The following is a 25,645-nucleotide window of genomic DNA, read 5'->3' as shown; positions in this document are numbered from 1 at the left end:
TTTCCTCTTCAATTGGACCTCCAGCAAGGTGACGGACACAAATCCGACCCGCTCACTGCAATATGCAGACAGCCAACCCTGGATATAATCCTCGATTTCATTCAATGATTATGTACAATTCATGGACAGTATTCTCTTTCCCGGCCGGTTCAGGAAACATCAGAAATGGACAGGATCGAAACCATGCGCGCCTTTGTTGCGGTTGCCCGGGAGCACTCCTTCACGGCGGCCGGGCGGCGGCTCGGGCTGTCGACAAAGCTGGTCAGCAAATATGTCCAGCAACTTGAAGGCACCTTGCGGACGCAGCTTTTCAACCGCACCACGCGCAATGTCTCCCTGACGGATGTCGGTGCCGCCTATCTGGAACGCTGCCGGCCGATCCTGGAACAGATCGACGAACTGGACTCCCTGGTTCGAGAACGCCAGGGCGCCCTTGCCGGTCCGGTCCGCCTGACGGCTCCGACCGGCTTCGGCAGCACACGGCTGACGGAAGCCCTGATCCCGTTCCTGCGCCGGCATCCGGAAGTCGAACTCGACATGAAGCTTACCGACAACCGGGTCGCGCTGGTCGAGGAAGGCATCGATCTGGCCATCCGCATCGGCGCGTTGCGGGACTCGACGCTGATCGCCCGCAAGCTTGCCGACATGCCGCTGGTTCTGTGCGCCTCCCCGGACTATCTGGAGCGCAACGGCCGGCCCGCGACGCCCCAGACACTGGCCACCCATTCCTGCCTGGTCGACAACAATCAGCGCGAACGAAACGTCTGGCGTTTCAATGATGCGAGCGGCGAACATGTCGTGCGACTGAACGGGGCGGTGCAGACGAATTCACCCGGAGCGCTCGCCCGCATGGCGGCCGGCGGCCTGGGCATCGCCCTGGCGCCGCTCTACGCGATCGAGGACGCGCTCGCCAATGATCGCCTGGAAAAAGTGCTGCCGGATTTCACCGCGGCCACCTTCGGCCTTTATGCGCTCTACCCGCCCAACCGGCACCTGACGCGCCGCCTGCGCGCGCTGATCGACCACCTTGCGGGCGAGTTCAGCACACGCTGGACGGTCTGACCGGAAAGACAAGCTCGAATGCGGCCCCTTCTCCCGCGCCGCCAGAGGCAAGCCGGATGGATGCCCCGTGCGCTTTCAGGAGCGCCTCGACAATCGCGAGTCCCATCCCCGTGCCGCCGCTGTCGCGGCGCGTCGTGAAAAACAGGTCGAACACCTGGGCCGCGTTGCCCTCCGAGATACCCGTCCCGTTGTCTCTAACACGCAGAGTGAGGTCCCGGCCCGCCGCATCCGCAACCACGTCGATCCGGTCGGCCCCATGCCGCAGCGCATTGTCGACCAGATTGTCCAGAACGATCCGGGCGTTTTCCGCCGACATCGGCAGATCCGCGTCCCGGGGACACGAGATCACCGCGCCCCGGCGCCCCGCACGGATGTCTGCCACCACATCCGCCAGCCGGCAGGTTCCGGCGATGTCGACGCTCTCGGCCCTGGCCTGGGCACGCAGCCGGTTGAGCAGAAGCGAGGCCCGCTCCGTGTCGTCAAGGATGTTCGTCAGGAACCGGGCCCGGTCCGCCTCATCGAGATCGTTGCCCCCGTCCCGGAGAAGCTCGGCGGCGCCCTGGATGGCCGTGAGCGGCGTTTTCAGTTCGTGGGTGACGTGATCGGCGAAGCTGCGGATATAGTCGTTGCGATCGAACAGCTTGCGCGACATGTCCAGCATGCTTTCCGAAAGCACGTGGATTTCCCGGTTGCCGTGAATGGCAAGCGGCTTCAGGGCATCGCGGTCACCACCGCCGATCCTTGCCGACCGGCGCGTCAGCGCCCGGATCGGGCCGGTGATCGCCCGCACGAAGATCAGCCCCACCACGAAGGTCGCCCCGAGCGTGAAGGAAACCACCCAGAAAACGGCCTCCCGTTTCAGATACAGTTCTCTCAGGATGTTGCTCGGCGTGCGCGAGGCATAGACAACGCCCGCGACCTTGTCGCCGACGATAATCGGCAAGGCGGTAAAGACACGCACGCTCGTTCCCCGGCTGATCGAATAGATCGGCTGCGGGTTGTCGACCTCCCGCTCGCGCAGGGCGCTGGCATAAACGCCCGAAAGCGCCGCGCGGACTTCCGCGACATGGGCAAGGGATTTCCCGACATCCTCCCTCCCCGCAATGACGGTGCCGTTGAAATCCAGTAGCCGGAATCCGGCCAGGGTCAGTTTCTGGGTCTCCTGCAGGACCGGATCGAGCTGCCTGCCGGTCTTCGAATAGTCCGGAAGAACACCGGTTGTTGCCGGCACGGGCTCGGGCCGTCCCGGCAGAATGGCTGTTCTGGTCAGATCCAGCTTCGACAGGACCGGGGTCCAGTCTCCCGTCGAAGACCGTGCCCCAGGGGCGCCGTAACCGGCCGCATCCGCTCCCAGCGGCAGGCCCGGGCCGCCGTTTTCCATCAGACGCTGTGCCGTGACTGCCGCGATCGCCGCCGACTGGGCGATCAACTCGGCTTCCGTCGTCTCGATGAGCTGGTTTTCGTACACCCGGAAAAAGGCGATACCGGCAAGCGGCACCAGCAGCATGATGCCCAGCACCAGGGCCACCACCAGGAAGAGCGGCGGCCGCCATTTGTCACGGAAGGTGCGGGAAAACAGCATCGGGGCGCTATCCGGCCCCGGCCGAGCACGTTCCCAGTCTGAAACCGACCCCGTGAACGGTGTCGATGGCATCGGCGCAGCCGGCCGCGCCGAGCTTGGCGCGGATGTTTCGGATGTGGCTGTCGATGGTGCGGTCCGAAACATGCATGTTGTCCCGATAGGCTTGCTCCAGAATCCGCTCACGGGTGAAGACGATCTTCGGCCGGCCGATCAGTGCGGCCAGAATGTCGAATTCGATCGCCGTCAGGGCCACCCGCGCGCCCGCGACCGAGACATCGCGCTGCGCCTTGTTGAGGCTGAGCGCCCCCTGCCGCAACGAGCCTTCCTCCTCCTTCCCGGTCCTGTCCGCGCCCGGCGCGCCGTAGCGCTTCAGGATGGCGCCGACACGGGCGGTCAGTTCTCTCGGGCTGAAGGGTTTGGTGACATAATCGTCCGCGCCGAGTTCCAGGCCGACGATCCGGTCGATTTCATCGTCCCGCGCGGACAGGAACAGGATCGGCACCTCGGATGTTCGGCGCAAGTGACGGCACACATCCAGCCCGTCCATCTCCGGCAGACCGATGTCGAGCACGATCAGGGACGGGTTGCACAGGACAGCCTTGTCGAGCGCTTCCTTGCCGTCACCGGCGGTCTCGAAGCTGTAGGAGGCTTTTTGCAGCGCAAAACAGATCACGTCCCGGATATGCGGATCGTCGTCGACTACCAGGATCGTTCTGTCGTGCAATGCGGTGTTCCTGAAAGCTGGCTCCCGCGGTCGGCCGCGGGAGCATTATCAATAGCCGAGCGGCGATCAGGTTTCCAGCCACCAGCCGTCCCGGCGGACGGATCGGGGCAATCTGCGGTCGGTCCCCGCCTCCGGGCGCGGCCCCGCCCCGTTCTTCAGCCTGTCAATGACAACGGTCCGGATTGAGAACAGCCAGCCGAGCCGGCGGCGGAACCGGGCGGCCAGTGCAATCAGGAGCATCATCATGCCGAACAGGCCTTCCGGTTCGGGCGCCGAACTGCCGCTCAGGTTGAGCGTGGGATAGGCGTTTGCCGAAACACCGGATACCTGAGGCAGCGGAACAGTCGTCTGCCGGGCCGATGCCGGGTCGGCGTTCAGCTTTTTTTCCGACACGGCAACGAACGAGGTGAACCGCGACTGCAACGCATAGTCCAGTCCGAGGTCTGTGATCTCCTGTTCCAGCCGCCTGTCGCTGCTGCCGCCGATCGTATAGGCGCGGTTCTTGTCGAAGATCTGTTCGCGCGCCCACAGCAGCGGCAACGCCTTCGCCGGCGCTGCCGAGGTGCTATCCCTGGCCGCAAGATCGATGTTCATCGGCAGGCGGGCCGCGCGCCCGTTGACCAGAGCGTCGATGTAGACCGTATGTTTGCCGCCGGCCGGGTAACGTGCAAGCACCCGCACCGTTCCGCCTTCAAAAAGATCCGGGATCTTCGCCGGTGTCTGCTCCGTCACGACGAGCCCGTTCCAGTCGATGGAAATATCGGTCAGAAGCGGCGTCTTCAGGCTGGCGGCAAGTCCGGCAGCGACCTCATGGGCATCTTCGCCCAGCCCTGCATAGCGAACATAGCCCCGGCCTTCCCGCGCCATGGCCTCCAGCAGAAAGCGGTTGACAGCCCTGCCCACACCAAAGGCGAAGATGCGCGCGTCGCCGATGCGGCGGGCGATGGAGGAAATGACGTTCCGCTCATCGCCGATGTAGCCATCCGTGAGAAAGACCACGATCCGCGTGGTGTCCTTGCGCTGGCGCAGACCGAACGCGGTGTTGATCGCCCGGTTCATTTCAGTGCCGCCTCCCGCATGCAGTCCTGCAACAAACCGGAGCGCATCCGACTTGTTGCTTTCGGTTGCCGGGACGGCGTCGCCGGAAAATGCGGACGTGCTGTCGGAAAAGCGCATGATGCGGAAATAGTCGTCCGGCCGCAGCCCTTCGATGGCTGCCTCCATGAAGGCTTTGCTGGCCGCGATGGGTTCCCCGGACATGGAACCGGACGTGTCCAGAACGAACACCAGCTCCCGTTGGCCGGCCATGTCCCCGGCAGACAATTGCGGCGGCTCGATCAGGAGCGAGAGATACCCGCCGCGGTCCTCATCAAAAAAGGACGAAATCCCGGCGGCGACTTCGCGTTCGCCCGCCAGTTGGTAGCGCAGCACGAAATCACGGTTGTCGACGGCCTTTCCTTGCGCGAAACGGACGGTCCTGAACCGGCCCTCGCCGCCCACATCCAGCTCATGGGTGTCGCTCCACAGGCCCGTGACGGACATGGGCGCCGCCAGCCGGAGATCGAGTGAAACCCGTTTCGGATCGATGTCACCGGGCGCATCCTGGCCGATGACCGACGGATAGGCCGGCAGCCTGTCTATGTGCCAGCCCGACACCGTATCGATATGCTTCACCGGCGCCGGATCGTCCGCAAAGGGCTCTTGCCTTCCTTGTGGAACGCGATCCTCACCTGCGGAGGACACCGGTTGGTCACGGGTTTCGACGCCCCTCTTTTCGTATCGCGGGCCGACCACCATCGGCACGACCAGTTCGTGGGCACCGTCGATCTTGGGAACGTGCTGCACATATTCCAGGGTGATCCTGACCGTCCGGCCGGGCATGAGATGGGCAATACCCTGGGTGAACATGTTGGGCCGGTGCTGGGTCAGCAATGCGGCCGCCTTGCCCTCCGCCTTCGCCTGGTCGAAGGCCTTTCTGGCCTCTTCCTTCTTCCTGATGCGCGCGATCACCACTTCGCCGTCCAGATCCATGCGCATGGCATGAATGGCGGCTTTCCGGTTCAGGGGAAACAGATAGGTCGCGTGCAGTGGCCGGGCCGTCGGATTGACAAAGGTCTGGGTCACTTCCACATGGGCGGCATCCCCATCGATCCTGACCGTGTAGTCCGCCTTCAGCAGCGGCAGGTGGAGGTCCTTGCCGTCCACCTTCGCGACAACGCTGCCTGACAGGTCGTCCGGGTCCGGCGCAGCCGTCGCAGGCAGGACCAGGGCACCCAGCGCAACCACCATCAGGGCTGCAGGGGCAAGTTTCGGCATTGATACCATCAGGAATTTCCTTCTCTTCGCGTTTTCGGGGAGGACAGATCGAGGGCAGCGCCCGTTGCAGCCTCGAAAGCCGCACGGCGGTCTTCTGCAAGCGCCCAGGGCGTGATCCGCTGGACGCTGGTCCAGGTGGTGCCGGGCTGTTTCAGCCACAGCCAGATCGCTTCGGCGATGTTGTGGGTGGTTGCCCCGGTTTCGGACACGAAGGTGACCGCGACCCGCCAGTCGCCGCCATCCTTGGATCGCGCCCTGTAAAGGGCCGTCGGCACCGGCTCGAACCGGGACCCGAGAAAGGTCACCTCGAGGCCCAGGCCGCGCAGACAGTCGTCCGGTGCATGCAGATGGCGCAGCGGCGAGGATGTCCGCACCAGGGTCAGCGCAAGCTCTCCGTACCGGCGCTTGCGCGCATACCCGCCATATTGACGGAAATACCGCTCTTCAACGGGCAGCAGCTTTTCATCGACGCCGGCGACCCCGCCAAGGGACATCGGCAGCGGCTGCGGCGGGATCGCCGCCGAAACGTCCAGAGCCTGCCGTGGCAGGCTGACAATGACGAACGCGATACTCAGGAACACCAGCGCCGACAGGCAGCGCACGCCGCGCGTCATCGGCGCCAGGACCGGCAACGGTACAAGCGCAGGTCTTGTTCCGGACCGGAAGCCGCAGAAGGTTTTGGATGTTTGAGAAGCCGGGGACCTGTGGGAAGACGGGGACCTGTAGAAGATCAGCACCGGTGCCATCGACAGGCCGAGCGCCAGGTACCCGATCAAATCATGCAGCGGCTGGGCCATGACATCGGCGCCGAAGACACTCTGGGGAAAGGCGATGCCGACGGCGAGCAGGCCGATGCGCAGGGCATTGCCCAGGAGACTGAGCGCAAGCCCGGCGGCGATCCAAGCCGCGGCGGTCAGGAAACGGGGCCGGTACAGCGCATTCAGGATCACCACGAGGGCCAGGGACAGCATCAGTCCGGAGGTCCCCGAACAGGGCAGATCGACCAGAACGTCCCTGCCCTGAAATCCGATGCGGATGCCCGAGCAGGACAGGTCCGAAAAGACCGTGCCGAGCCCGGCACACGAGAGCTTCGCCGAGAGTTCCTGCAAGGGATAGCCGATCAGCCGCTGGGCGATGCGCTCCACGGGCAGCGTGAACAGGAACAGCACGGACAGCCAGAACGGCGAGACCGGCCGTTGCCGCTGCCCCGTCCGCAGCAAGGTTGCCAGCGCGAAGACATCGAGCGCCAGGGCCAGGCCGCCGATCACATTTATCGCCAGGAGCTGGCCGGCCAGACGGGCCAGTGCGGACGCCAGCAGCACGAGCACCGCCGTTTGCCGTTGGCCGAAGCCACCGCGTATCACCGGGCTGCTGAGCGACCATGCCAGAAGGCCGGCCAGGGCGGCCAGATAAACCACGCCGCTGGAGGCATAGGACGGATCCGTCCAGGATCCGGCCAGCCACCTCAGCGGTTCACAGGCAAGAACAAGCGAGGCGAGCGCAAAGACAGCGGTGGTCGGGGAAATTCGGGCAAGCAAGGTCATGGCGGACGTTGTGCCGGGACCGCTTGCAGGGCCTTTTCAGGCTATGTGCAGATTTTGCGCATTTTGTTCAGACCACCTGTTTTCCCGGACGACCCCGTCCCCAGGATACGATGACCGGACGGTCCAATCCGTCCATCGGCATCACCCTGCAGGAAACGCCGAAGACCGAAGAAATGCTGTGCTCCGTCAGAACCTGTGCCGTCGGCCCGCTGGCCGTCACCCTACCCTTGTCGAACAACACCACATGATCCGCATAGCGCATGGCCATGTTGAGATCGTGCAGGACGATCACGAAACTGCGCTGCTCGGTCCGGCTCAGGTGGGCTACCAGGTCGAGCAGTTCGTAGGCATGGGCGATGTCGAGGTGATTGGTCGGCTCGTCGAGGAAGATGCGCGGCGCGTCCTGCGCCAGAGTCATCGCCACCCAGGCCCGCTGCATCTGTCCGCCCGAAAGCCGGGCCAGCGCCCGGTCTCGGAAATCCGTCATCCCAGTGACGGCAAGTGCCGCGTCGCAGGCTGCCTGGTCCAAAGGCGACGGACCGGCAAAGCGGCGGCGGTAGGCAAAACGTCCCATCATCGCCAGATCACCGACTGTGAGATCGGCGGGAGCCTCCGGTGATTGGGACAGCATGGCGATCTGCAGGGCAAGCTCTCGGGGAGGCCAGTCGGCCAACGGTCTGCCCGCGACAAAGACCGCCCCCTCCAGGGGTTTCAGCAGACCGCGCATCACCTTGAGCGCCGTCGACTTGCCACTTCCGTTAGGGCCGCAAAAAGCGACGATCTTGCCGTCGGGAAGATCCAGCGACACCTGGTCCAGGGCGCGCGCACCGTCATAGGCTGCACTGACACCCTCCAGGCGGGCCATGGGTTCAGGCATGATATTGCCGTCCTTTGATCAGGAGGTACAAAAACAGTGGCGCACCGACAAGGGCCGTCAGGGCCCCGGCGGGCAATTCCAGCGGCGGTGCGATCACCCGCGCCAGCGTGTCCGCGCCCAGCACCAGCAGACTGCCCGTCACTGCGGTTGCCAGCAGATACCCACTGCGGAACTGGCCGTGAAACACCCGTGCCACATGTGGGGCAACGAGACCGACAAAACCGATGGCGCCAACATGGGCGACCGCAATCGCGGTCAGGAAAACAGCGCCCCCTAACAGCGCAAACCGGGTTCTTACCAGAGGCAGTCCGGTTAACACTGCGCTTTGCGGATCGAGCGCCAATTGGCGCAGCGGCAGACTGTTCGCGATCAGCACGGGCAGGCCGAGCGCGAGGCCTGCACCGACCACCGCCACATCCTGCCAGTGGGCTACCCCCACCGATCCGGTCAGCCATGTCAGTGCATGGCTCGCCCGGTGGACAGGCCCCACGATGATCAGGAGCGTCACGGCGGCCTTGGCGAGCGCGGCAAGCGCGATGCCGTAGAGGATGAGTTTCAGCGGACTGCTGCCGCCCCGGTCGATCGATGTCAGGACCATGACCAGACCGGCGAACACGGCAGCCCCCGTCATCGCAGCAGTGGGCTGCCAGTGGATCGAGACGGTCAGCGCGTTGGCCTGGTCGGAAAAAAGCCAGAGAAACAGCATGACGCCCATGGCCGCCCCGTCGGTAATCCCCAGGACAGAGGGCGAGGCCATCGGATTGCGGACGACACGCTGAAGCAGTGCACCTGCCAGCGCCAGCGCCGCTCCGACAAGAATGGCGAGCACGACCCGGGGCAGGCGAAGCTTCCAGACGATCACCTCGTCCATGCGCGCGCCCTGACCGGCCAGCGCGGCGATGACACGTTCCGGCGGCAGAAAGCTCGACCCGATCCCGGTCGCGACCACGGTCAGCAACAAGAGCAACAGAAATGCCGGCAGCAGCGTCGAGAGGCTGGGCGAGTTACTCATGAGACGGCCGGCCTTTCCCGGCGCCTCAGGACATGAATCAGCATCGGAACGCCAACCAGCGCGAGAACCGCGCTCATCGGCGCCTCCCCGGGGGCGACAATGATCCTTGCGAGAATGTCGGCGATTATGGCAAGCAAGGCCCCCGTCAGCAGCGTCAGAACAATGAGCTGCCAGGTCGGAGGCAGAGCCCTGCCCGTCAACATGCGGGCGATATGAGGCGCAGCCAGACCCAGAAACATGATCGGACCGGCCATCGCGACAGCCCCCGCGGCCAGCAACGCGGCAAACGTGAGCGCGGCCAACCGGACGCCGGCAACATTCAGCCCAACAGCATGGGCACTGGTGTCGTCGAGGTGCAATACATCCAGTGCAGTCGACAGATAGAGACTGCCAGCAACGCCCAGAATCAACATCGGAACGCCCAGACGAAGAAGCTGTAAGGGCCGGTCGGCGAAGCTGCCGGAAAGCCAGAACAACAGCGTTTCAAGGGCGGTTTCATCAATCAGTAGCAGGGTCTGCGTGAAGGAGGCCAGCAGCGCGGCGACAGTAAAACCGGCGAGCAGCGTCGTTGCCGGATTTGCGGCACCACCCACCGAAAGAGAAATGGTGAATACGAGGCCGGTGGTCAGAAGCGCGCCGAGAACCGCTGCTGCGCCGATCCCGGCCAGGGTGGAGACACCGAAGACGGTGACACCCAGCGTCACGAACAGGGCCGCCCCCGCATTGATGCCAAGCAGTCCGGGTTCGGCCACGGGGTTGCGTGTGACCGACTGCATCAGGAGCCCGGACAAACCCAATGCCGCACCTGCGGCGAGGCCGATCAGCGTGCGCGGCACGCGCAATGTCGTGACGATCAGTGCGTCCGCCCCCTCACCGCCCCCCAGCGCCAGCCACACCGTGGACGGCGCAAAGAAGGTCAGGCCGGCATGAAGGCTGAAGACCGCAGCCGCGCAAAGAGCAAGGCTCAGCCCGATGACCAGCCGCGTCATCCGCGGACCTCCCTACAATTGACAATCCATCCGCCTCGTCACATACACAGGATTAATACTGGAAGCAAATATTCAACTTTTTGGAGTCGTTCTAATGAAGGCCCTTTTCCGTCTGTTGCACGCTCTGCCCCTCTGCGCGGCACTCGTGTCCACGCCCGTTTCGGCGCGCGATATCACCGATGCCATGGGGATCGTTGCGGTTCCGGACGCCCCCAAACGCGTCGTGGTACTGACGAATGAAGGCACCGAGGCTGTGCTGGCCCTTGGCGTGGTCCCGGTCGGGGCGGCCAATTCCTGGAACGGTGACCCGTGGTGGGCTCACATCACCGAAGCGATGGCCGGCGCCGAGCCGGTCGGCAAGGAGAGCGCGATCAATCTCGAACTGATCGCGGCACTCGAGCCGGACCTGATCCTTGCCAACAAGCAACGCCACGAGGAGATCCGCCCGCAGTTGACGGCAATCGCACCAACGGTCATGTCCGAAAAACTGCGGGGCAACTGGAAGATCAACTTCCGGCTCTATGCCAAAGCTCTGGGACGCGAAGCACAGGCAGAGACGGCCGTCGCGGACTATGATGCCGCCGTCGCCGGCCTGCGTGAGAAACTCGGTGACCACCTTGAGGAAGAAGTCTCGGTGATCCGCTTCGTGCCGGGTCAGATCCGTATCTACCAGCTCGACAGCTTTTCCGGTGTGCTGCTCAAGGACATCGGCTTCAACCGTCCGGCCAACCAGAATGTCGAAGCTTTTGCGATCCGCACCGGCAAGGAAAGCATTCCGGACATGGATGGCGATCGCATCTTCTATTTCACCTATGAGAGCGGCGACGGCAAGGGATCATCCCTGGAAGAAGACGTTCTGGCCGATCCACTGTGGCAGTCCCTTTCCGCAGTAGAAGCGGGCAGAACCCACCAGGTCAGCGACGCCATCTGGAACACCGCCGGTGGCATCATAGCGGCAAAACTGATGCTCAAGGACATCGCCCGCCTCTACGGCCTCGACTGATCCGTGCACACAAGGAACGCTCCGGGGCGACGCTGGCTGCTTGCAGGAGGCGCCGCTTCCCCAGCCAGGCACATTGCCTGACATACTGAAACGTATGATGTTGCTTGGTGTTCTTGGAAAAATGAGTGCCACAGATGGATTGAATGGCTTGGACATGGTCGAGGCATGAAAATGAGTGAAGCTGGTACATCCGCGCGTTTGTTGTGATCGCGTTGTCTGGCGGCGGTGCCTGCTTTGGAGCCTCGTCGTCGCAAACCTGAACTCGGCCGCCAAACTCGTTTTCAGTATCCTGGCACGGGGCGAAACGGGCTGAACAGCCTTGGTGCCGACTTTGATCACTGCACTGGTCTTGAACGCCGGGAGTGGAACATGGCTCACGAGAATTTCGCGAAATCAATCAGTTGGGAGAAAACACTTTGCGTGCTTTGCGCATGCAATGTTCGAGACTGGCTCGAAGCAACCCTCGTTGGAGAACCGCACCGAGCGAAGGGTGCAGACAGTTTCCGGATGGTAAGGGGCCTGGGGGGACAGGCCCCTCACCTTCCCCCCGCCTCGTCCGGAAACCGGTGAGGCGGGGGAAGCTTAGGGTGTTTGCGGATCCCTGGGGGATCTAGCCGCGGTGGTGCTTGCGGCCGTGGTGGCCCTTGCCGCCCTTCTTGCCACCCTTGAAGTCGGCCTTGGTGATGACGCCGTCCTTGTTGCGGTCGGCGCGTTCCATCAACCGGTCCAGGCGCTTGTCATGCTCCTCGGCGGTGATGCCGAGACTGCCGTCCGCATCGGCCTTCTGGAACATGCCGACGACCCGGTTTTCATTGACGGCCAGCCACAGAGGACCGAAATCCTCCAGTGTGAATGACCCGCTGCCGTCCGTGTCGGCCAGAGCGTAGAGTTCGGCACGCCTTGCGTCGAAATCCTCACGGGTGACGGTGCCGTCCCCATCGGTGTCGAACAACTCAAGGAACATGCCACCCGGGCCGCCCGATCCGCCACGACCGCCCCGGGCGTGATGCTGACCGTGATGCTGGCCGCGCGGGCCACCGCGTTCGCCCCGGTTCGCGTGCTGTCCGCGTTCACCCCGTTCCGGGCGCTCCGCACGTTCACCGCGCTCTCCACGCTCTCCACGTTCGGGGCGCTCTCCACGCTCACCGCGTTCGGGGCGCTCGGCACGTTCACCGCGTTCGCCGCCTTTACCGGCTTCCTGACCGCGCTGGCCGCGCACCCGTTCGACGGTGCCGTTGCCATCCCGGTCGAGCCGGTCGAACATCCGGTTCGCCATCCGGTCGACATCTTCCCGGGTCACCGTGCCGTCACCGTCCCGGTCCATGAACTGGAACGCGCGCACCATGCGGTCATTCGACCGGCTCATGAACCCGGCCTTGAATTCCTCAAGGCTGATGTCACCGGATCCGTCGGTATCCGCCGCCGCGAAACCCTGCGTCCGGACATCGGCGATTTCGGCTTCCGTGATGATGCCGTCTTCATTCACGTCGAAACGTTCGAACAGGCGTTCCGAACGGCGTTCACCGCCATGACCGCGGCCCATGCCGCCACGCTTGCCCATATGGGCGAAACGCGGGTTGTCGCCTTGCTCGACTTGTTGCCCCCCGTTCCCGCTTGCAGCCGTGTCCTGGGCTGATGCAGTCAGACCGGCGGTCAGCGCGGTGCCCGCGACACTTGCCGCCAGAGCGGCCATTGCAATCTTCTTGAACGGTTTCATTCCAACAACTCCTTGGTTCGTTGATGAGCTGAAGTTAAGAACGAATTGTCGCAGGAATACCGCCCCGCAGGGCCGGAAGTGTCGCCATCTGTCCCGCAGCAGCCTTTCGACACAGATTGTTACAAGTTCGGCTCGCATCAATAATTCAGGGAGACTATTTTAGCCTTGAAACAGCCCGATCGGCAGCCTTCCGGACCAGATGTCCCTGAAGGCACGAACTGATCAGCAGGAGTGGAGACATCCGTGAGCGATCCGAGCCCGCATATACTGGTGGTGGACGACCACCGCGACATCCGCGAGACTCTGGCCCGATATCTGGTCAAGAACGGCCTGCGCGCGACAACGGCGGAAAGTGCCGCCCATGCGCGCAAGGCCCTCAAGTCCGCCGCCATCGATCTCGTGGTACTCGATATCATGATGCCGGGTGAGGACGGCTTGTCCCTGTGCCGCCATCTCGTGGAAACCGGGTCCATGCCGGTCATCCTGCTGACCGCCATGGCCGACGACACGGACCGGGTGATCGGCCTGGAAATCGGTGCGGACGATTACGTCACCAAGCCGTTCAACCCGCGCGAACTGCTGGCCCGGATCCGCGCGGTGCTGCGGCGCACGTCGCTTGCGCCAAGGGAACGCGATCCCATCGAACAGGAGCGGCTCCACTTCGACGGCTGGTCGCTCAATGTCTCCCGCCGGGAGCTGCTCGATCCGGAAGGAACGTCCGTGGCCCTGTCCAGCGGTGAATTCCAGTTGCTTTGCGCCTTCTTGAAACGTCCGAAAATGGTGCTCAACCGCGACCAGCTCATGGATCTGACCACCGGACGCACTCCGGCTGTCTTCGACCGGTCGATCGACAACCAGGTCTCGCGCCTGCGCCGCAAGATCGAGATCGACGCGAAGGACCCCCGACTGATCAAGACGGTCTGGGGCGGCGGCTACATGTTCACCGCCGATGTGAAAGACGAAACCGGATGACCCTGAGAGCTCTCGCCCGCAAGGCCCCCTCCTGGCTGTGGCCTGGCACTCTGGCCTCCCAGCTCATCGTGCTGCTTCTCCTGGCAATCGTGGTTGCCCAGGCCCTGAGCATCTGGATTTTCGCAGACGAGCGGCGCATCGCCCTGGTCGCCGCCGCCCGCGACAGCCTGTTGTCGCGCGCCGTTTCGCTGGCCGAACTCATGGAAGACACGCCGCCCGCCCTTCAAGACCGGATTCTGGAAGCCAGCAGCAGCCGTTTCGCCGTCTTCTGGCTGGGTGAATCGCCTCTTGCGCCGGAACCGGGATCCTCGCGTTTTGAAAAACGTCTGCAGGGCTACATGGCCAGGGGTCTTGAGCACGGCCAGGTCGTCCATCTCAACATTCACGCCGACGAAAAGCGCGGTCCGCGCAGATGGGATTCCGACGAGGACGACCATCCGAACTTTCGCGCCGTGCCACGAAAAGAACGGCCGCAGAACCTGCGCAAGGTCATGAACAAGCCGGAAGACCTGTCAGTTTCGATCCGGATGACCGACGGCCGCTGGCTGAACACCGCGACGAGTTACCGGCCTCCGGCCAGCGCGCTGATCCCGCTTCTTGTCCAGCTCGCGCTGACCGCATTGCTGTCGATCGTCATCATCGGTGTTGCCGTGCGACGGGTCACCCGCCCGCTGAAGGACCTGGCCGCCTGCGCAGAGAGATTCGGCCGCGGCGAAGAACAGGCGCCGCTGACCCCCAGCGGACCGCGCGAGGTCCGGGCACTGACCTCCGCCTTCAACGACATGCGCGACAGGCTCACGCGGTTTGTGCGGGACCGGACTCGCATGCTGGCTGCCATCAGTCACGACCTGAGAACGCCGATCACGTCCCTGCGGCTGCGCGCGGAGTTCATCGATGACGAGGAAAACCGGGAAAAAGTCATCGAGACCCTCGACGAAATGGCCGCGATGACTGAGGCCGCGCTGCGTTTTGCCCGGGACGAGGCCCACGCGGAAAAGGCCGAAAACGCGGATCTGGGCGCCATTCTGGAAGCGCTCGCGAGCGACCAGCAGGACTTTGGCAAGGAGTGCGCGGTCGAGGTCGACGAACGGATCGTGCTGCCCTGCCGGCCGGTCGCGCTGAAGCGGGCGTTCCGCAATCTGATCGAAAACGGGATCCGCTACGGCAAGGACGTTTCGGTCCACGTCGCCAGACAGGGGACCGAAGCGGTCATCCGGGTCCGCGACACCGGCCCCGGCATCCCTGAAGACCGGTTGAAGGACGTCTTCGAACCCTTTGTCAGGCTTGAAGAATCCCGCAGCGAGGATACGGGCGGCATTGGACTGGGTCTTGCCATCACCCGATCCATCATTCACGGCCATGGCGGCCGGATCGCGCTGAACAACCGGCCCGATGGCGGGCTCGAAGCCGAAGTCAGGCTGCCGCTGTGATGGCCGGTGCCGCCGAACCCGGATCTGTCAGGTCCCCGGCGGCACCAGGGTTCCCGAAATCAGGCGCGAGAGCAGGCGCGGCATCGGTGGAACGCGGCTTGCCGGGAAAAGCACGTGATCCCTCAGCGCCGGCAGCCATCCGCTGTCGCTCTGATAGGCGGGTGTGAACACTGCGCTGAAGGCCTGATAGATACCGACATGCCAGCGCCTTGCCCGGCCATAGGCGGGCAGCGCCAGGTCGGGCGGCAGGGTTTCCAGGGCATGCGCGAGCGCGGCCGCGTCCAGAAGCGCCATGTTGGCCCCTTGCCCGAGCTGCGGGCTGGCGCGATGAGCCGCATCGCCGATGAACACGATCCGGTCGTTCCAGACTTTCTTCAGCGTGCCGTGGCTGTAACGCGCCATGGTCATCTGGTCCGGGTCGACGATCTGCTCGATGAAGGGTCCGGCCTCCGGCCAGAGCGAAAGCGCCTCGTCTTTCCAGGCCTGCAAACCCGCACGCAGCCACGCATCATGACCTCCCTGGGGCAACGACCAGAAGAAGGCCGCTTTCCGGTCGTCTCCTCCAGGCATCCGGCCGACCGGCAGCACGCCGATCATCCGGTCCGCACGGCGGTAGCGCTGTGACAGGTGATCGTCCGGCAGCACGCCGGGCACCCAGTCGACCGTTCCCCAGATCGCACCGAAGGCCAGCGTACGCGCTTTCAGGGGTGAAAGAGCTGACCCGGCGCCCGACGCATCGATCACGAGATCGAACCGGCCGGATCTGGAACCGTCGGCAAAGTGAAGTTGCCCGTCAACATAGTCTGTCACCCGGCGCCCCTGATGCCAGGCAAGGTTCAGCGTGCGCGCCCTGTCGTAGAGGGCTGCAAACAGCGCCGCCCGGTGGATACCAAGCCCCGAAACGGTGCCGTAGCTCACGTCAAGGACCCGGCGCCCGGTTGTCGCGGAGCGGCCGAGAACCCGCGTGATCGGCGTCGCATGCGCCTGAACCGCCTCCGCGGCACCGGCAAGTCTCAACACGTCCAGCCCGACAGGCTGAATCATCAGCCCGGAGCCGACCGGAGCCGGTTCGTGGAACTGTTCGAAGACGGAAATTTCATGACCGAGGCGCTCGATCAGGATGGCGGCGGCCAGTCCGCCGATCCCGGCACCGGCAATGGCGATCTTCATGGGAAAGGTCTTTGCCTCTGCGCTCAGGTGCCGCGATGGTGTCTCAAAAACGGCAGTGCCGGCTACCGCCGCGCTTCGATGCCGCCGGCATAGGTGGCTTCCTCGACCGGCTCCAGCCAATCGGTCACCAGGCCGTCGCGTTCCTCCTGCATCGCCAGATGCACAAGACAGGTATTGGGGCCCGCACCGTGCCAGTGCTTCACGTTCGGCGGGATCCAGATGACGTCACCCGGCAGGATGGACAGTTTCTCCTGACCCCACACGTGGATGAACCCGGCCCCGTCCAGAACCTGAAGGGTCTGGCCGAACGGGTGGGTGTGCCAGTTGGTCCGCGCTCCCGGTTCGAAAGTGACCTTGAGCGCGCGAACGCTGGCGGGCGCAGGTGCCTGGATCACAGGGTCTTGCCAGACCGTTCCGGTAAAATAATCCGGATTGGCCCGTTGCGACGGCCGCGATCCGGCTTCGTAAACAGTCAGAACGCTCATGACATCTCCTTGCCTACCGATGGCGTGACTTCAAACTTTGTTTCGTTTGTGAGTCCGCTCCCTAGGCCAGTTGATCAGAACCACCCCGAAAATGGCAAGGCATATTCCGGCTAAAGTCGCCAGCTCCAGTCTCTCCGACAGGAACACGACACCCAGAACCACGCCGACACCCGAGCGCAGGTAGGCCTGGCTTGCCGTGCCCATCGGCCCGAGGGTCGACAGCAACCGGAAATAGATCAGGAAGGCCAGCGCGGTGCAGACAAGCCCCAGGACAAGCGCCGAGACAAGCCCGGTCGTATCCGGCGTGAGCTGCCAGGGGCAGTCGATCACCAGGCTCATCGGAACGAGCACCAGCGAGGAACATATCAACGTCCCCGTGGCCGTGACGATCGGCGCCATGCCGGCAAACAGCCGTCCCTGCAGCGCCGCGATGCCGTAGAGCACTGCGCCCATGAGAACCGCAAGCTGGGCAACGAGGTTCTGGCCGAGGTCCTCCAGCGCACCGACGCCCACGATCAGGACAATACCGCCAAACCCGAGCAGCGCCCCGGCAAGCTGACGCGCACCGGGACGCTGGCCGGCACTCATCAGCACCCAGGAGAAAACGAACACCCAGAGCGGCGAGGTTGAATTGAGCACACTGGAGACAGCCGTCCCCGCGTATTGCTGGCCCCAGGCCAGCAGCAGCCACGGGCCGGTGCTGTTGACCAGAGACTGGATGAAGAACAGGCGCCAGCTGCGGCCGTCGAGCGGCATCCGGACCCCTGTGACCAGCAAGATGACCAGAAGCGCGAACGCCGCGGACAGGACACGGATGGCGATCAGCGTCGCCGGCGGGATCGTCGGCAGCGCCAGGGCAATCCAGAAATAGGACGAGCCCCACAACAGCGCGAGACAGCCCAGCAGGGCAAATTCGAGGGACCGGTTTTGCATGAAGGCTGGACTATCCGTTCACGTCGCGGCTGTCGGCCGGGGCCTCGTCTCGTTCATGCATGCCATAGTCCCGCAAGACATGCGCCACCCGCAGACGGTAGTCCTTGAAGTAGCTTGTCCGGCCCGCCTTTTGTGCCTTGCGGTGCCCGGTCAGCCGGCGCCAGTCCTCAAGCGCGGCCTCGTCCCGGAAGAAGGAGACCGACAGGAGCTTGTCCGGATCGGTCAGGCTCTGGAACCGCTCGACGGACACGAACCCGTCGATCTGCTCGACCAGGGGCCGCATTTCGGCGGCCATGTCGAGATAGGCCTGCTTCTTGTCCGCATGCGGAATGACTTCGAATATCACGGCTATCATCGCTGGTGCTCTCCCCCGGCATGCGGCGCGGACGCCAGTTTCAGGAAGGTCCGGTCTTCCCGCAAGATGAATTTTTCCGATTGCGCGAAGGCATAGTTTTCCTGTCCGAGCGGATCGGCTGCGAGCCGCGCCCTGTAGGCCTCATAGGCTGCCAGGTTTTCGATCGAATAAACCCCGTAGGCCAGGGTGGAAGACCCTTCGTGCGGCGCGAAATATCCGATCAGGTCCGCGCCACAGCGGGGAATCGCCTGCCCCCAGTTGCGGGCGTACTGCTCAAAGGCCGCCCTTTTTGTCGGGTCGATATGGTAGCGGATGAAACAGGTGATCATGGAAACGTCCTTCCTGGCTGGCGTTGTCCGTGTCCATGTGCCATCTTTTGCGTCAACAATGCTTCGACGCGGATCGAACCATGAAAGACAGAAGATGAAAGCCGGAATATGAAGGCCAAAAAATGAAAGCCGAAATATGAAAGCCGAAATATGAAAGATGGTCCGGACATTGCGCGCATCGGCACTTTGATCGGCGATCCCGCGCGCGCCAACATCCTCAACGCGCTGATGAGCGGCAAGGCGCTGACGGCGACCGAGCTGGCGACGGAGGCCGGCATCACCGGCCAGACCGCCAGTTCCCATCTGAAAAAGCTGATGGAAGGCGGATTGCTGACCCAGGCCAAACAGGGTCGCCACCGCTATTTCACGCTCGCAGGACCGGAAGTCGGTGCGGTCCTGGAAGCGGTGATGGGACTGGCGGCCCAGAAGGGTCATTTGCGCACGCGCACCGGCCCCCGTGACCCGGCAATGCGCAGCGCGCGGGTCTGCTACGATCATCTGGCCGGCGATATGGCGGTCCGGATCTTCGACAGCCTGCAGGCGCGGCGGTTCCTTGCCGTTTCGCCCGACAAGGGCGGCCTCGGTCTGACGGACGCCGGCGAAGGCTTCATCGCATCGCTGGGCATCGACGTTGCGCCGCTGAATGCGAGCCGCCGGCCGCTCTGCCGTGCCTGTCTCGACTGGAGCGAGCGCCGCAACCATCTCGCAGGCAGTCTCGGCGCCGCCTTCCTTCGGCACTTTCAGGACCAGGGTTGGATTTCCAGGCACGAGAACAGCCGGGTCATCACGATTTCACCGGCCGGACGAACAAATCTGAACAAGCTCTTTCCGCCTCGGGAGCTATAGCGCCCGCGACTGCGTTCCCTGTGAAGATCTGTCCGCGCCCGGATCCCGTACCCAGGAAACGCCCGTTAGCCGCGCGCCCTGGAAGGGCGCTATGTGGGGCCGTCCCCTAGCTCCCCGCCTCCGGGCCGGGAGCGACTTCGTCCTTGAACCGGATGTCAGCCTCCGCGTTCGCGTCCAGTTTGAGAGTGACCGTGTCATCGGTACCGTTGAAGGCGATCAGGATTTGACCGTCGTCCTGCGTCACGGTCATGTCCTCGCGGCTGTATCCTTCGCCGATCTCGACGGTGATGTCGCCCGTGGCGTAAACAACATCGTTTCCGCCTCCCCTGTCGAACGAAATCGTGGAGCCTGCGCCAACGGAAATCCAATCCGCTCCAGCGCCACCGTCAACAACCGCCTCGGAACCGGCCGCGATCCAGTCGTCACCATCCCCACCGGAGACTTTCGACCCCTCCTGCGTCCAGATCCGGTCGTTGCCTTCGCCGCCAGAAATGCGCGAATTGTCTCCCGAACGGATCACGTCGTCACCCGAACCGCCGTCGACATTGGAGAAGTTGTTTGTCTGAACGGCATCGTCTCCCGCACCGGCACGAATCACCGCATAGTTGTGGGCGTTTACGACGTTGTTGCCGGCACCGGCCTCGACCGTCGTATTGTCATAGGCCTCAATCCTGTCATTCCCGTTGCCCGCGTAGACACGACCGCGGTTGGAGACCCTGATAAGGTCGTCTCCGTCTCCTGCGTCAACATAGGCATGGTCATACGCGCTGATGACATCGTCACCGCGGCCCGCCTGCACATTGGCCTTGTCGGAAGCGCTGATGGTGTCGTTGCCGTCTCCGCCGGAAATCTGCGCATTGTCGTAGGCCGTGATGTAATCGTTGCCTGAACCGCCTGACACCGTCGCCCGGTCATAAGCACTGATATGGTCGTCTCCGGCGCCACCGGTCAGTTTGGCGTTGTCATAGGCGCGCAGAACGTCGTTGCCTGCACCGCCGTTCAATGTCGAATTGCCGTAGGTGCTGATATAATCGTCACCGGCACCACCACTTGCGAACGAGTTCGCGTACATCTCGATCCGGTCGTTGCCTGCCTCCCCATAGGCGGTCGAGTTGCCGTAGGTGCTGATGTGGTCGTCTCCAGCACCGCCATAGACCGTCGACGCCGCATAGGTACTGATATGATCGTCGCCGGCACCTCCCCGGACATAGGCATTGCCATAGGTCTGGATCCGGTCGTTACCGGCCCCGCCGTAAACCGTCGAATTGTCATAGGTGCTGATATAATCGTCACCGGCACCGCCATAGACCGTCGAATTGGCATAGGTGCTGATATGGTCGTCGCCGGCACCACCCCGGACGAAGGCGTTTGCGTAGGTGCTGACGCGGTCGTTTCCGGGCCCTGCATCGACAATCGCGTGGTTCCCGGCACTGATCCGGTCATCCCCTGCGCCGGCGAAGATCACCGCGTAATCGTCGGCAGTGATGTCGTCGTCTCCGTCGGTGCCCTCGTGGACGGTGTAGCGCCCCAGATTCTTCAAAGCATCCAGCTGCGCGATCAGTCGCCTGGCGGATTCAAGATCGGCCATGGCCTTTTCAATCCGCTCCCTGACAGGATCATTGGCCTGGCTCGGACCGGTCTGAGCGCTCTTGGTATTCGCCCCGCCGGATTGCACAACCTTTGCGCTGGCCTGCGCCTGAGTGCTCTGAGGCGAGAATGGATTCCGGTAGCTTTCGGCAATAGAATTCAGCACGTTCTCAATCCGTCAAAATGGGACACCTCCACAACCTTGAGGAGAATATGTTACCAAACATCTAATAATTCAGAGCCCGCTACTGCAATTAATGACAATGATCAAATTTGCGGATCAGCAGCGGATGCCGAGAGGAATTGCCTTTACGGCGCAGGCATCGACCGGGCCGTCTCATCTCAGGTTCCGGATCATCCGGCTGATACCGGGTTTTGCATGAGACTGTTCCGCAAGAAGCGTATCGCAGGGCGATGATCGATACGCCGCCACACTCCCGGGTCGGGTTTACATTGCCAAGGGCCACGCGCGCCGCCAAACAACAAAAAACCCGGCCGGAGCCGGGTCTCTTCAGTATGTCGGCGGACGCTCGGGGTTTGCGAACGTCTGCCAGGGTCGTGTTCTTGTTATTGGGGCCAGCAGAACCCGGATCAGGATGCCTTGCGGGATTCCTGCCTTGCCGGAACAGCTTCTCTCCAGGTGCGGTACAAACGCGACGGCAACCACGCGAGGCGGTCCCGGTTGTAGTCCTGGCGATGCTGAACCAATAGCATTCTGGCGATTTGCACAGTCATATTGTTCTCCTTTGGCAAGCACGGAACAGTCCGCCCTCACCTGATGAATTTGAATGTAGCGCACTTTGTGCACTTTTCAAGAGCGCACTATGTGCATTTCCACTTAAAAAACCCTTATTTTCCCGGATCTCTTTAATTCACGCACAAAATTAAAAGGCCTCCTGCTGGTAAACAGCAGGAGGCCTGTCAAGTTCCGAAAAAACAGTCGCGTTGAAGCCGGGACTACTCCGCGGCCTCCACACGTGCCGGATCGTAATTCAGGATCGGTGCCAGCCAGCGTTCCGCATAGGCCAGGTCCCAGCCCTTGCGTGCCGCGTAGTCTTCCACCTGATCGCGTTCGATCTTGCCGACACCGAAATAATGGCTGTCGGCATGGCTGAAATAGAGGCCGGAGACGGATGAGCCCGGCAGCATCGCCCGGCTTTCGGTGAGCTGGATGCCGGTCAGCCGCTCTGCGTCGAGCAGACGGAACAAGGTATCCTTCTCGGTGTGATCCGGCTGGGCCGGATATCCCGCGGCGGGACGAATACCCTGGTATTTCTCTGCGATGATGTCCTCGGCCGACAGCGTCTCATCAGCCGCGTAGCCCCACAGGTCCTTGCGCACGATCTGGTGCAGCTTTTCGGCAAAGGCCTCGGCCAGCCGGTCCGCCAACGCCTGGGACAGGATCTTGTTGTAGTCGTCGTTGTCGCGCGCGTATCGGGCCGCCAGTTCGTCCTCGCCATGTCCCGCCGTGACGGCGAAACCGCCGACCCAGTCATCGACACCGCTGCCCTCGGGCGCGACGAAATCGCTGAGCGCGACATTGGCGCGCCCCCCCGCCGTACGCGTCATCTGCTGACGCAGCGTGTGAAAGGTCGCCAGTTCCTGTGACCGGCTCTCATCCGTGAAGATCCGGACATCGTCACCGGCGGCATTGGCCGGCCAGATCGAGGCGACGCCGCGCGCCGTCAGCAGTTTTCCCTCGACGATCTCGTCCAGCATCCGCCGGGCATCGTCATAAAGCGCCTTCGCGGCAGGCCCGTAGCGGTTGTCGGTCAGGACCGCCGGATAGCGTCCCTTGATTTCCCAGGTGGCAAAGAACGGCGTCCAGTCGATCAGGGGCACCAGATCTTCCAGCGGGAAGTCATCGAACACGGAGAGCCCGGAGGTCTTCGGCGCAACCGGAGGCTTCCCGGCGAAGTCGGGCCTGAACGCGTTTGCGCGCGCGGCCGCAAGGGCCGTGCGTTTCTGCCCGCCTCGTCCAGCGGCGTGCTTTGCGGCGATATCGACATATTCGCTGCGAATGTCCGCAAAATAGGGATCGCGGCCGTTTTCACTCATCAGTTTCGAGGCGACGCCGACCGCCCGGCCGGCATCGGTGACATAGATCGCCTGGCCGCGCTCGTAATTGGGATGGATCTTCACAGCCGTGTGGATCTTGGAGGTCGTGGCCCCGCCGATCAGCAGCGGCACATCCATGCCTTCGCGTTCCAGTTCGGCGGCCACGTGGCACATCTCGTCGAGTGACGGAGTGATCAGGCCGGACAGACCGATGATGTCGACCTTTTCCTGGCGCGCGGTTTCCAGGATCTTTGCAGCCGGCACCATCACGCCAAGGTCGATCACCTCGAAATTGTTGCACTGGAGCACGACGCCGACGATGTTCTTGCCGATGTCATGGACATCGCCCTTCACGGTCGCCATCAGGATCTTGCCGGCGGAGGAATAGCCGGACAGGCCCTGCTCCAGCTTTTCCTTTTCCATGAACGGCATCAGATAGGCAACGGCCCGCTTCATGACGCGTGCGGATTTGACCACCTGCGGCAGGAACATCTGGCCCGAGCCGAACAGGTCGCCGACCACGTTCATTCCGTCCATCAACGGCCCTTCGATGACGTGGAGCGGCCGGTCGAAGGCCTGTCGCGCCTCTTCCGTATCCTCTTCCACGTAATCGGCGATGCCATGGACCAGAGCGTGCTCCAGGCGCTTGGCAACACCCCAGGTGCGCCAGGTGAGATCGGCTTCCCGTTTCTGACCGCCCTCGCCTTTCCAGCGCTCGGCCGCCTCCAGCATCCGGTCGGTGGCATCGTCGCGCCGGTTCAGGACCACGTCCTCGCACAGCTCGCGCAGCTCGGTGTCCAGATCGTTGTAGACCGCGAGCTGACCGGCATTGACGATGCCCATGTCCATGCCGCGCTGAATGGCGTGATACAGGAACACCGAATGCATCGCCTCGCGCACGGCCTCGTTGCCGCGGAACGAGAAGCTGAGGTTCGAGACGCCGCCCGAGACATGGGCATGGGGCAGATTCTCGCGGATCCAGCCGGTCGCCTCGATGAAATCGACGCCGTAATTGTTGTGTTCCTCGATACCGGTTGCCACCGCGAAGATGTTCGGATCGAAGATGATGTCTTCCGGCGGAAACCCGACCTCTTCCGTCAGCAGCTTGTAGGATCGGGCACAGATTTCGGTCTTGCGCTTGAAACTGTCGGCCTGGCCGGTCTCGTCGAACGCCATGACCACGACGGCCGCGCCATAGCGGCGAACCAGCTTCGCCTGTTCGATAAACGCCTCTTCGCCTTCCTTCATGGAGATGGAGTTCACCACCCCCTTGCCCTGGATGCATTTGAGGCCCGCCTCGATCACCGTCCATTTGGAGCTGTCGATCATGATCGGCACCTTGGCGATGTCCGGTTCGGCGGCGACGAGATTGAGGAAGGTGACCATGGCTTCCTCGGAATCAAGCAGGCCCTCGTCCATGTTGATGTCGATGATCTGGGCGCCGTTTTCCACCTGCTGGCGGGCGACGTTCAGCGCGGTTCCGAAATCGCCTTCCTTGATCAGCTTGCGGAAGCGGGCAGAGCCCGTGACGTTGGTGCGCTCGCCGACATTGACGAAGTTCGTTTCCTTCGTGATCACGAAGGGCTCGAGCCCGGACAACCGCGTGTGCCGCTCGATCTGCGGAATTTCGCGCGGTGTCTTGTCCGCGACCGCCTCGGCGATCGCCCTGATATGGGCCGGCGTGGTGCCGCAGCAGCCGCCGACCATGTTGACCAGACCGGCTGAGGCGAATTCGGCGATCAGACCGGCCATGTGTTCCGGGCTCTCGTCATACTCCCCGAATTCGTTGGGCAGGCCCGCATTGGGATAGGCGCAGACGAGCGTGTCCGCCACCCGGCCGAGTTCGTCCACATGGGCCCGCATTTCCTTCGCGCCGAGAGCACAGTTCAGACCGATGGTCAGCGGATTGGTGTGCCGCACCGAGTTCCAGAAAGCCTCTGGGGTCTGGCCGGAGAGCGTGCGTCCCGACAGGTCCGTGATCGTGCCGGAAATCATCACCGGCAGAGCCTTGCCGGTCTCCTCGAACACTTCCTCGACGGCGAACAGCGCCGCCTTTGCATTCAGCGTATCGAAGATGGTTTCCACCAGAATGATATCCGCTCCGCCGGCGATCAGCCCGCGCGTGGCCTCCGCATACGCAATGCGCAAATCATCAAAGGAGACAGCGCGGTAGCCGGGATTGTTCACGTCCGGAGAAATCGATGCGGTCCGGTTGGTCGGACCGAGCGCGCCAGCGACCAGGCGCGGGCGGGACGGATCGCGGGCGGTGACCTGGTCACAGGCTTCACGCGCCAGTTTCGCGCTTTCGAAGTTCAGCTCATAGGCCAGCTCCTGCATGCCGTAATCGGCCTGCGCGATGGTCGTGGAGGAAAACGTGTTGGTCTCGACAATGTCGGCCCCGGCTTCCAGGTAGTCGACATGGATCTGGCGGATGGCGTCGGGCTGGGTCAGACTGAGCAGGTCGTTGTTGCCCTGGACATCGCTGGGCCAGTCCCTGAAACGCTCCCCGCGATAGGCCGCCTCGTCCAGCTTCAGAAGCTGGATCTCCGTGCCCATCGCGCCGTCGAGCACGAGAATGCGGGTTCTTGCAAGATCACGGAGGCGCTCGAAGGCGTCGGACTTGATCACGGGGTATTTCCTTCCAGAGTGTCTGG

20 protein-coding genes are annotated in these 25,645 nt (G+C 63.3%); 5 read left to right on the top strand and 15 right to left on the bottom strand.

Annotated features, from left to right (window positions below):
• The first annotated feature begins 165 nt into the window (after positions 1-165).
• Positions 166-1,062: a LysR family transcriptional regulator gene (locus AC0VX3_RS11595; protein WP_475524830.1), complete on the top strand. Its 897-nt coding sequence runs from the start codon at positions 166-168 to the stop codon at positions 1,060-1,062.
• On the opposite strand, the gene AC0VX3_RS11590 is transcribed toward AC0VX3_RS11595, so the two are convergent.
• The 7 genes from AC0VX3_RS11590 to AC0VX3_RS11560 form a co-directional block, all read right to left on the bottom strand.
• Positions 1,040-2,644: a HAMP domain-containing sensor histidine kinase gene (locus AC0VX3_RS11590; protein ID WP_475524829.1), complete on the bottom strand. Its 1,605-nt coding sequence runs from the start codon at positions 2,642-2,644 to the stop codon at positions 1,040-1,042. The genes AC0VX3_RS11595 and AC0VX3_RS11590 overlap by 23 nt on opposite strands.
• 7 nt (positions 2,645-2,651) lie before the next feature.
• Entirely contained in the window at positions 2,652-3,368 is a 717-nt protein-coding gene (locus AC0VX3_RS11585; protein ID WP_475524828.1) for a response regulator transcription factor, read from the bottom strand.
• A gap of 66 nt (positions 3,369-3,434) precedes the next feature.
• The gene (locus AC0VX3_RS11580; protein WP_475524827.1) at positions 3,435-5,693 is read right to left on the bottom strand and encodes a VIT and vWA domain-containing protein; all 2,259 of its coding nucleotides are present in this window, start codon (positions 5,691-5,693) and stop codon (positions 3,435-3,437) included.
• Entirely contained in the window at positions 5,693-7,228 is a 1,536-nt protein-coding gene (gene xrtT, locus AC0VX3_RS11575; RefSeq protein ID WP_475524826.1) for an exosortase T, read from the bottom strand. The genes AC0VX3_RS11580 and xrtT overlap by 1 nt, the downstream gene beginning before the upstream one ends.
• Positions 7,229-7,295: 67 nt before the next feature.
• On the bottom strand, positions 7,296-8,105 hold the full coding sequence (locus AC0VX3_RS11570) for an ABC transporter ATP-binding protein (protein ID WP_475524825.1): 810 nt from the start codon (positions 8,103-8,105) through the stop codon (positions 7,296-7,298).
• Positions 8,098-9,117, bottom strand: a complete 1,020-nt coding sequence (locus tag AC0VX3_RS11565; RefSeq protein WP_475524824.1) for a FecCD family ABC transporter permease — start codon at positions 9,115-9,117, stop codon at positions 8,098-8,100. The genes AC0VX3_RS11570 and AC0VX3_RS11565 overlap by 8 nt, the downstream gene beginning before the upstream one ends.
• Positions 9,114-10,106, bottom strand: a complete 993-nt coding sequence (locus AC0VX3_RS11560) for a FecCD family ABC transporter permease (RefSeq protein WP_475524823.1) — start codon at positions 10,104-10,106, stop codon at positions 9,114-9,116. The genes AC0VX3_RS11565 and AC0VX3_RS11560 overlap by 4 nt, the downstream gene beginning before the upstream one ends.
• A gap of 94 nt (positions 10,107-10,200) precedes the next feature.
• Here AC0VX3_RS11560 and AC0VX3_RS11555 point away from each other — a divergent pair, with 94 nt between their 5' ends.
• Positions 10,201-11,109: an ABC transporter substrate-binding protein gene (locus AC0VX3_RS11555; RefSeq protein WP_475524822.1), complete on the top strand. Its 909-nt coding sequence runs from the start codon at positions 10,201-10,203 to the stop codon at positions 11,107-11,109.
• Positions 11,110-11,719: 610 nt separating this feature from the next.
• Here AC0VX3_RS11555 and AC0VX3_RS11550 read toward each other — a convergent pair.
• Entirely contained in the window at positions 11,720-12,826 is a 1,107-nt protein-coding gene (locus AC0VX3_RS11550; RefSeq protein WP_475524821.1) for an EF-hand domain-containing protein, read from the bottom strand.
• A gap of 243 nt (positions 12,827-13,069) precedes the next feature.
• Here AC0VX3_RS11550 and AC0VX3_RS11545 point away from each other — a divergent pair, with 243 nt between their 5' ends.
• Positions 13,070-13,798 carry a response regulator gene (locus AC0VX3_RS11545; RefSeq protein WP_348149086.1) on the top strand — a complete coding sequence of 243 codons (729 nt, stop codon included), beginning with the start codon at positions 13,070-13,072 and terminating at the stop codon, positions 13,796-13,798.
• On the top strand, positions 13,795-15,228 hold the full coding sequence (locus AC0VX3_RS11540) for an ATP-binding protein (RefSeq protein WP_475524820.1): 1,434 nt from the start codon (positions 13,795-13,797) through the stop codon (positions 15,226-15,228). The genes AC0VX3_RS11545 and AC0VX3_RS11540 overlap by 4 nt, the downstream gene beginning before the upstream one ends.
• Before the next feature lie 27 nt (positions 15,229-15,255).
• Here the strand turns inward: AC0VX3_RS11540 and AC0VX3_RS11535 are convergent, their stop codons facing one another.
• The 5 genes from AC0VX3_RS11535 to AC0VX3_RS11515 all read right to left on the bottom strand — a co-directional run bounded on the left by AC0VX3_RS11535 (position 15,256) and on the right by AC0VX3_RS11515 (position 18,500).
• Entirely contained in the window at positions 15,256-16,398 is a 1,143-nt protein-coding gene (locus AC0VX3_RS11535; protein ID WP_475524819.1) for an FAD-dependent oxidoreductase, read from the bottom strand.
• 62 nt (positions 16,399-16,460) lie between these two features.
• Positions 16,461-16,883: a (R)-mandelonitrile lyase gene (locus AC0VX3_RS11530; RefSeq protein WP_342892234.1), complete on the bottom strand. Its 423-nt coding sequence runs from the start codon at positions 16,881-16,883 to the stop codon at positions 16,461-16,463.
• A 30-nt stretch (positions 16,884-16,913) separates the two neighbouring features.
• Positions 16,914-17,816, bottom strand: a complete 903-nt coding sequence (locus tag AC0VX3_RS11525) for a DMT family transporter (protein WP_475524818.1) — start codon at positions 17,814-17,816, stop codon at positions 16,914-16,916.
• 10 nt (positions 17,817-17,826) lie between these two features.
• Complete coding sequence (locus AC0VX3_RS11520; protein ID WP_475524817.1) at positions 17,827-18,171, bottom strand: antibiotic biosynthesis monooxygenase family protein; 345 nt, start codon at positions 18,169-18,171, stop codon at positions 17,827-17,829.
• Complete coding sequence (locus AC0VX3_RS11515) at positions 18,168-18,500, bottom strand: NIPSNAP family protein (RefSeq protein ID WP_475524816.1); 333 nt, start codon at positions 18,498-18,500, stop codon at positions 18,168-18,170. The genes AC0VX3_RS11520 and AC0VX3_RS11515 overlap by 4 nt, the downstream gene beginning before the upstream one ends.
• Before the next feature lie 150 nt (positions 18,501-18,650).
• On the opposite strand from AC0VX3_RS11515, the gene AC0VX3_RS11510 reads away from it, so the two are divergent.
• Positions 18,651-19,346, top strand: a complete 696-nt coding sequence (locus AC0VX3_RS11510; protein WP_475524815.1) for an ArsR/SmtB family transcription factor — start codon at positions 18,651-18,653, stop codon at positions 19,344-19,346.
• Positions 19,347-19,452: 106 nt separating this feature from the next.
• Here AC0VX3_RS11510 and AC0VX3_RS11505 read toward each other — a convergent pair whose 3' ends face one another.
• A complete protein-coding gene (locus AC0VX3_RS11505; RefSeq protein WP_475524814.1) occupies positions 19,453-21,099 on the bottom strand; it encodes a hypothetical protein in 1,647 nt (548 codons plus the stop codon).
• 791 nt (positions 21,100-21,890) lie between these two features.
• A complete protein-coding gene (gene metH, locus AC0VX3_RS11500) occupies positions 21,891-25,619 on the bottom strand; it encodes a methionine synthase (protein WP_475524813.1) in 3,729 nt (1,242 codons plus the stop codon).
• Positions 25,620-25,645 lie beyond the last annotated feature (26 nt).

Source organism: Roseibium sp. QJM3NY_11, assembly GCF_056173175.1.
Note: the sequence above shows the minus strand (reverse complement) of the source record. Positions and strands in the feature narration are given on the sequence as shown.

Coding starts and splice junctions, on each gene's coding strand:
- AC0VX3_RS11595 (WP_475524830.1), top strand. CDS start 166: ATGGACAGGATCGAAACCATGCGCGCCTTTGTTGCGGTTGCCCGGGAG.
- AC0VX3_RS11590 (WP_475524829.1), bottom strand. CDS start 2,644: ATGCTGTTTTCCCGCACCTTCCGTGACAAATGGCGGCCGCCGCTCTTC.
- AC0VX3_RS11580 (WP_475524827.1), bottom strand. CDS start 5,693: ATGGTATCAATGCCGAAACTTGCCCCTGCAGCCCTGATGGTGGTTGCG.
- xrtT (WP_475524826.1), bottom strand. CDS start 7,228: ATGACCTTGCTTGCCCGAATTTCCCCGACCACCGCTGTCTTTGCGCTC.
- AC0VX3_RS11570 (WP_475524825.1), bottom strand. CDS start 8,105: ATGCCTGAACCCATGGCCCGCCTGGAGGGTGTCAGTGCAGCCTATGAC.
- AC0VX3_RS11565 (WP_475524824.1), bottom strand. CDS start 9,117: ATGAGTAACTCGCCCAGCCTCTCGACGCTGCTGCCGGCATTTCTGTTG.
- AC0VX3_RS11560 (WP_475524823.1), bottom strand. CDS start 10,106: ATGACGCGGCTGGTCATCGGGCTGAGCCTTGCTCTTTGCGCGGCTGCG.
- AC0VX3_RS11555 (WP_475524822.1), top strand. CDS start 10,201: ATGAAGGCCCTTTTCCGTCTGTTGCACGCTCTGCCCCTCTGCGCGGCA.
- AC0VX3_RS11550 (WP_475524821.1), bottom strand. CDS start 12,826: ATGAAACCGTTCAAGAAGATTGCAATGGCCGCTCTGGCGGCAAGTGTC.
- AC0VX3_RS11540 (WP_475524820.1), top strand. CDS start 13,795: ATGACCCTGAGAGCTCTCGCCCGCAAGGCCCCCTCCTGGCTGTGGCCT.
- AC0VX3_RS11535 (WP_475524819.1), bottom strand. CDS start 16,398: ATGAAGATCGCCATTGCCGGTGCCGGGATCGGCGGACTGGCCGCCGCC.
- AC0VX3_RS11530 (WP_342892234.1), bottom strand. CDS start 16,883: ATGAGCGTTCTGACTGTTTACGAAGCCGGATCGCGGCCGTCGCAACGG.
- AC0VX3_RS11525 (WP_475524818.1), bottom strand. CDS start 17,816: ATGCAAAACCGGTCCCTCGAATTTGCCCTGCTGGGCTGTCTCGCGCTG.
- AC0VX3_RS11520 (WP_475524817.1), bottom strand. CDS start 18,171: ATGATAGCCGTGATATTCGAAGTCATTCCGCATGCGGACAAGAAGCAG.
- AC0VX3_RS11515 (WP_475524816.1), bottom strand. CDS start 18,500: ATGATCACCTGTTTCATCCGCTACCATATCGACCCGACAAAAAGGGCG.
- AC0VX3_RS11510 (WP_475524815.1), top strand. CDS start 18,651: ATGAAAGATGGTCCGGACATTGCGCGCATCGGCACTTTGATCGGCGAT.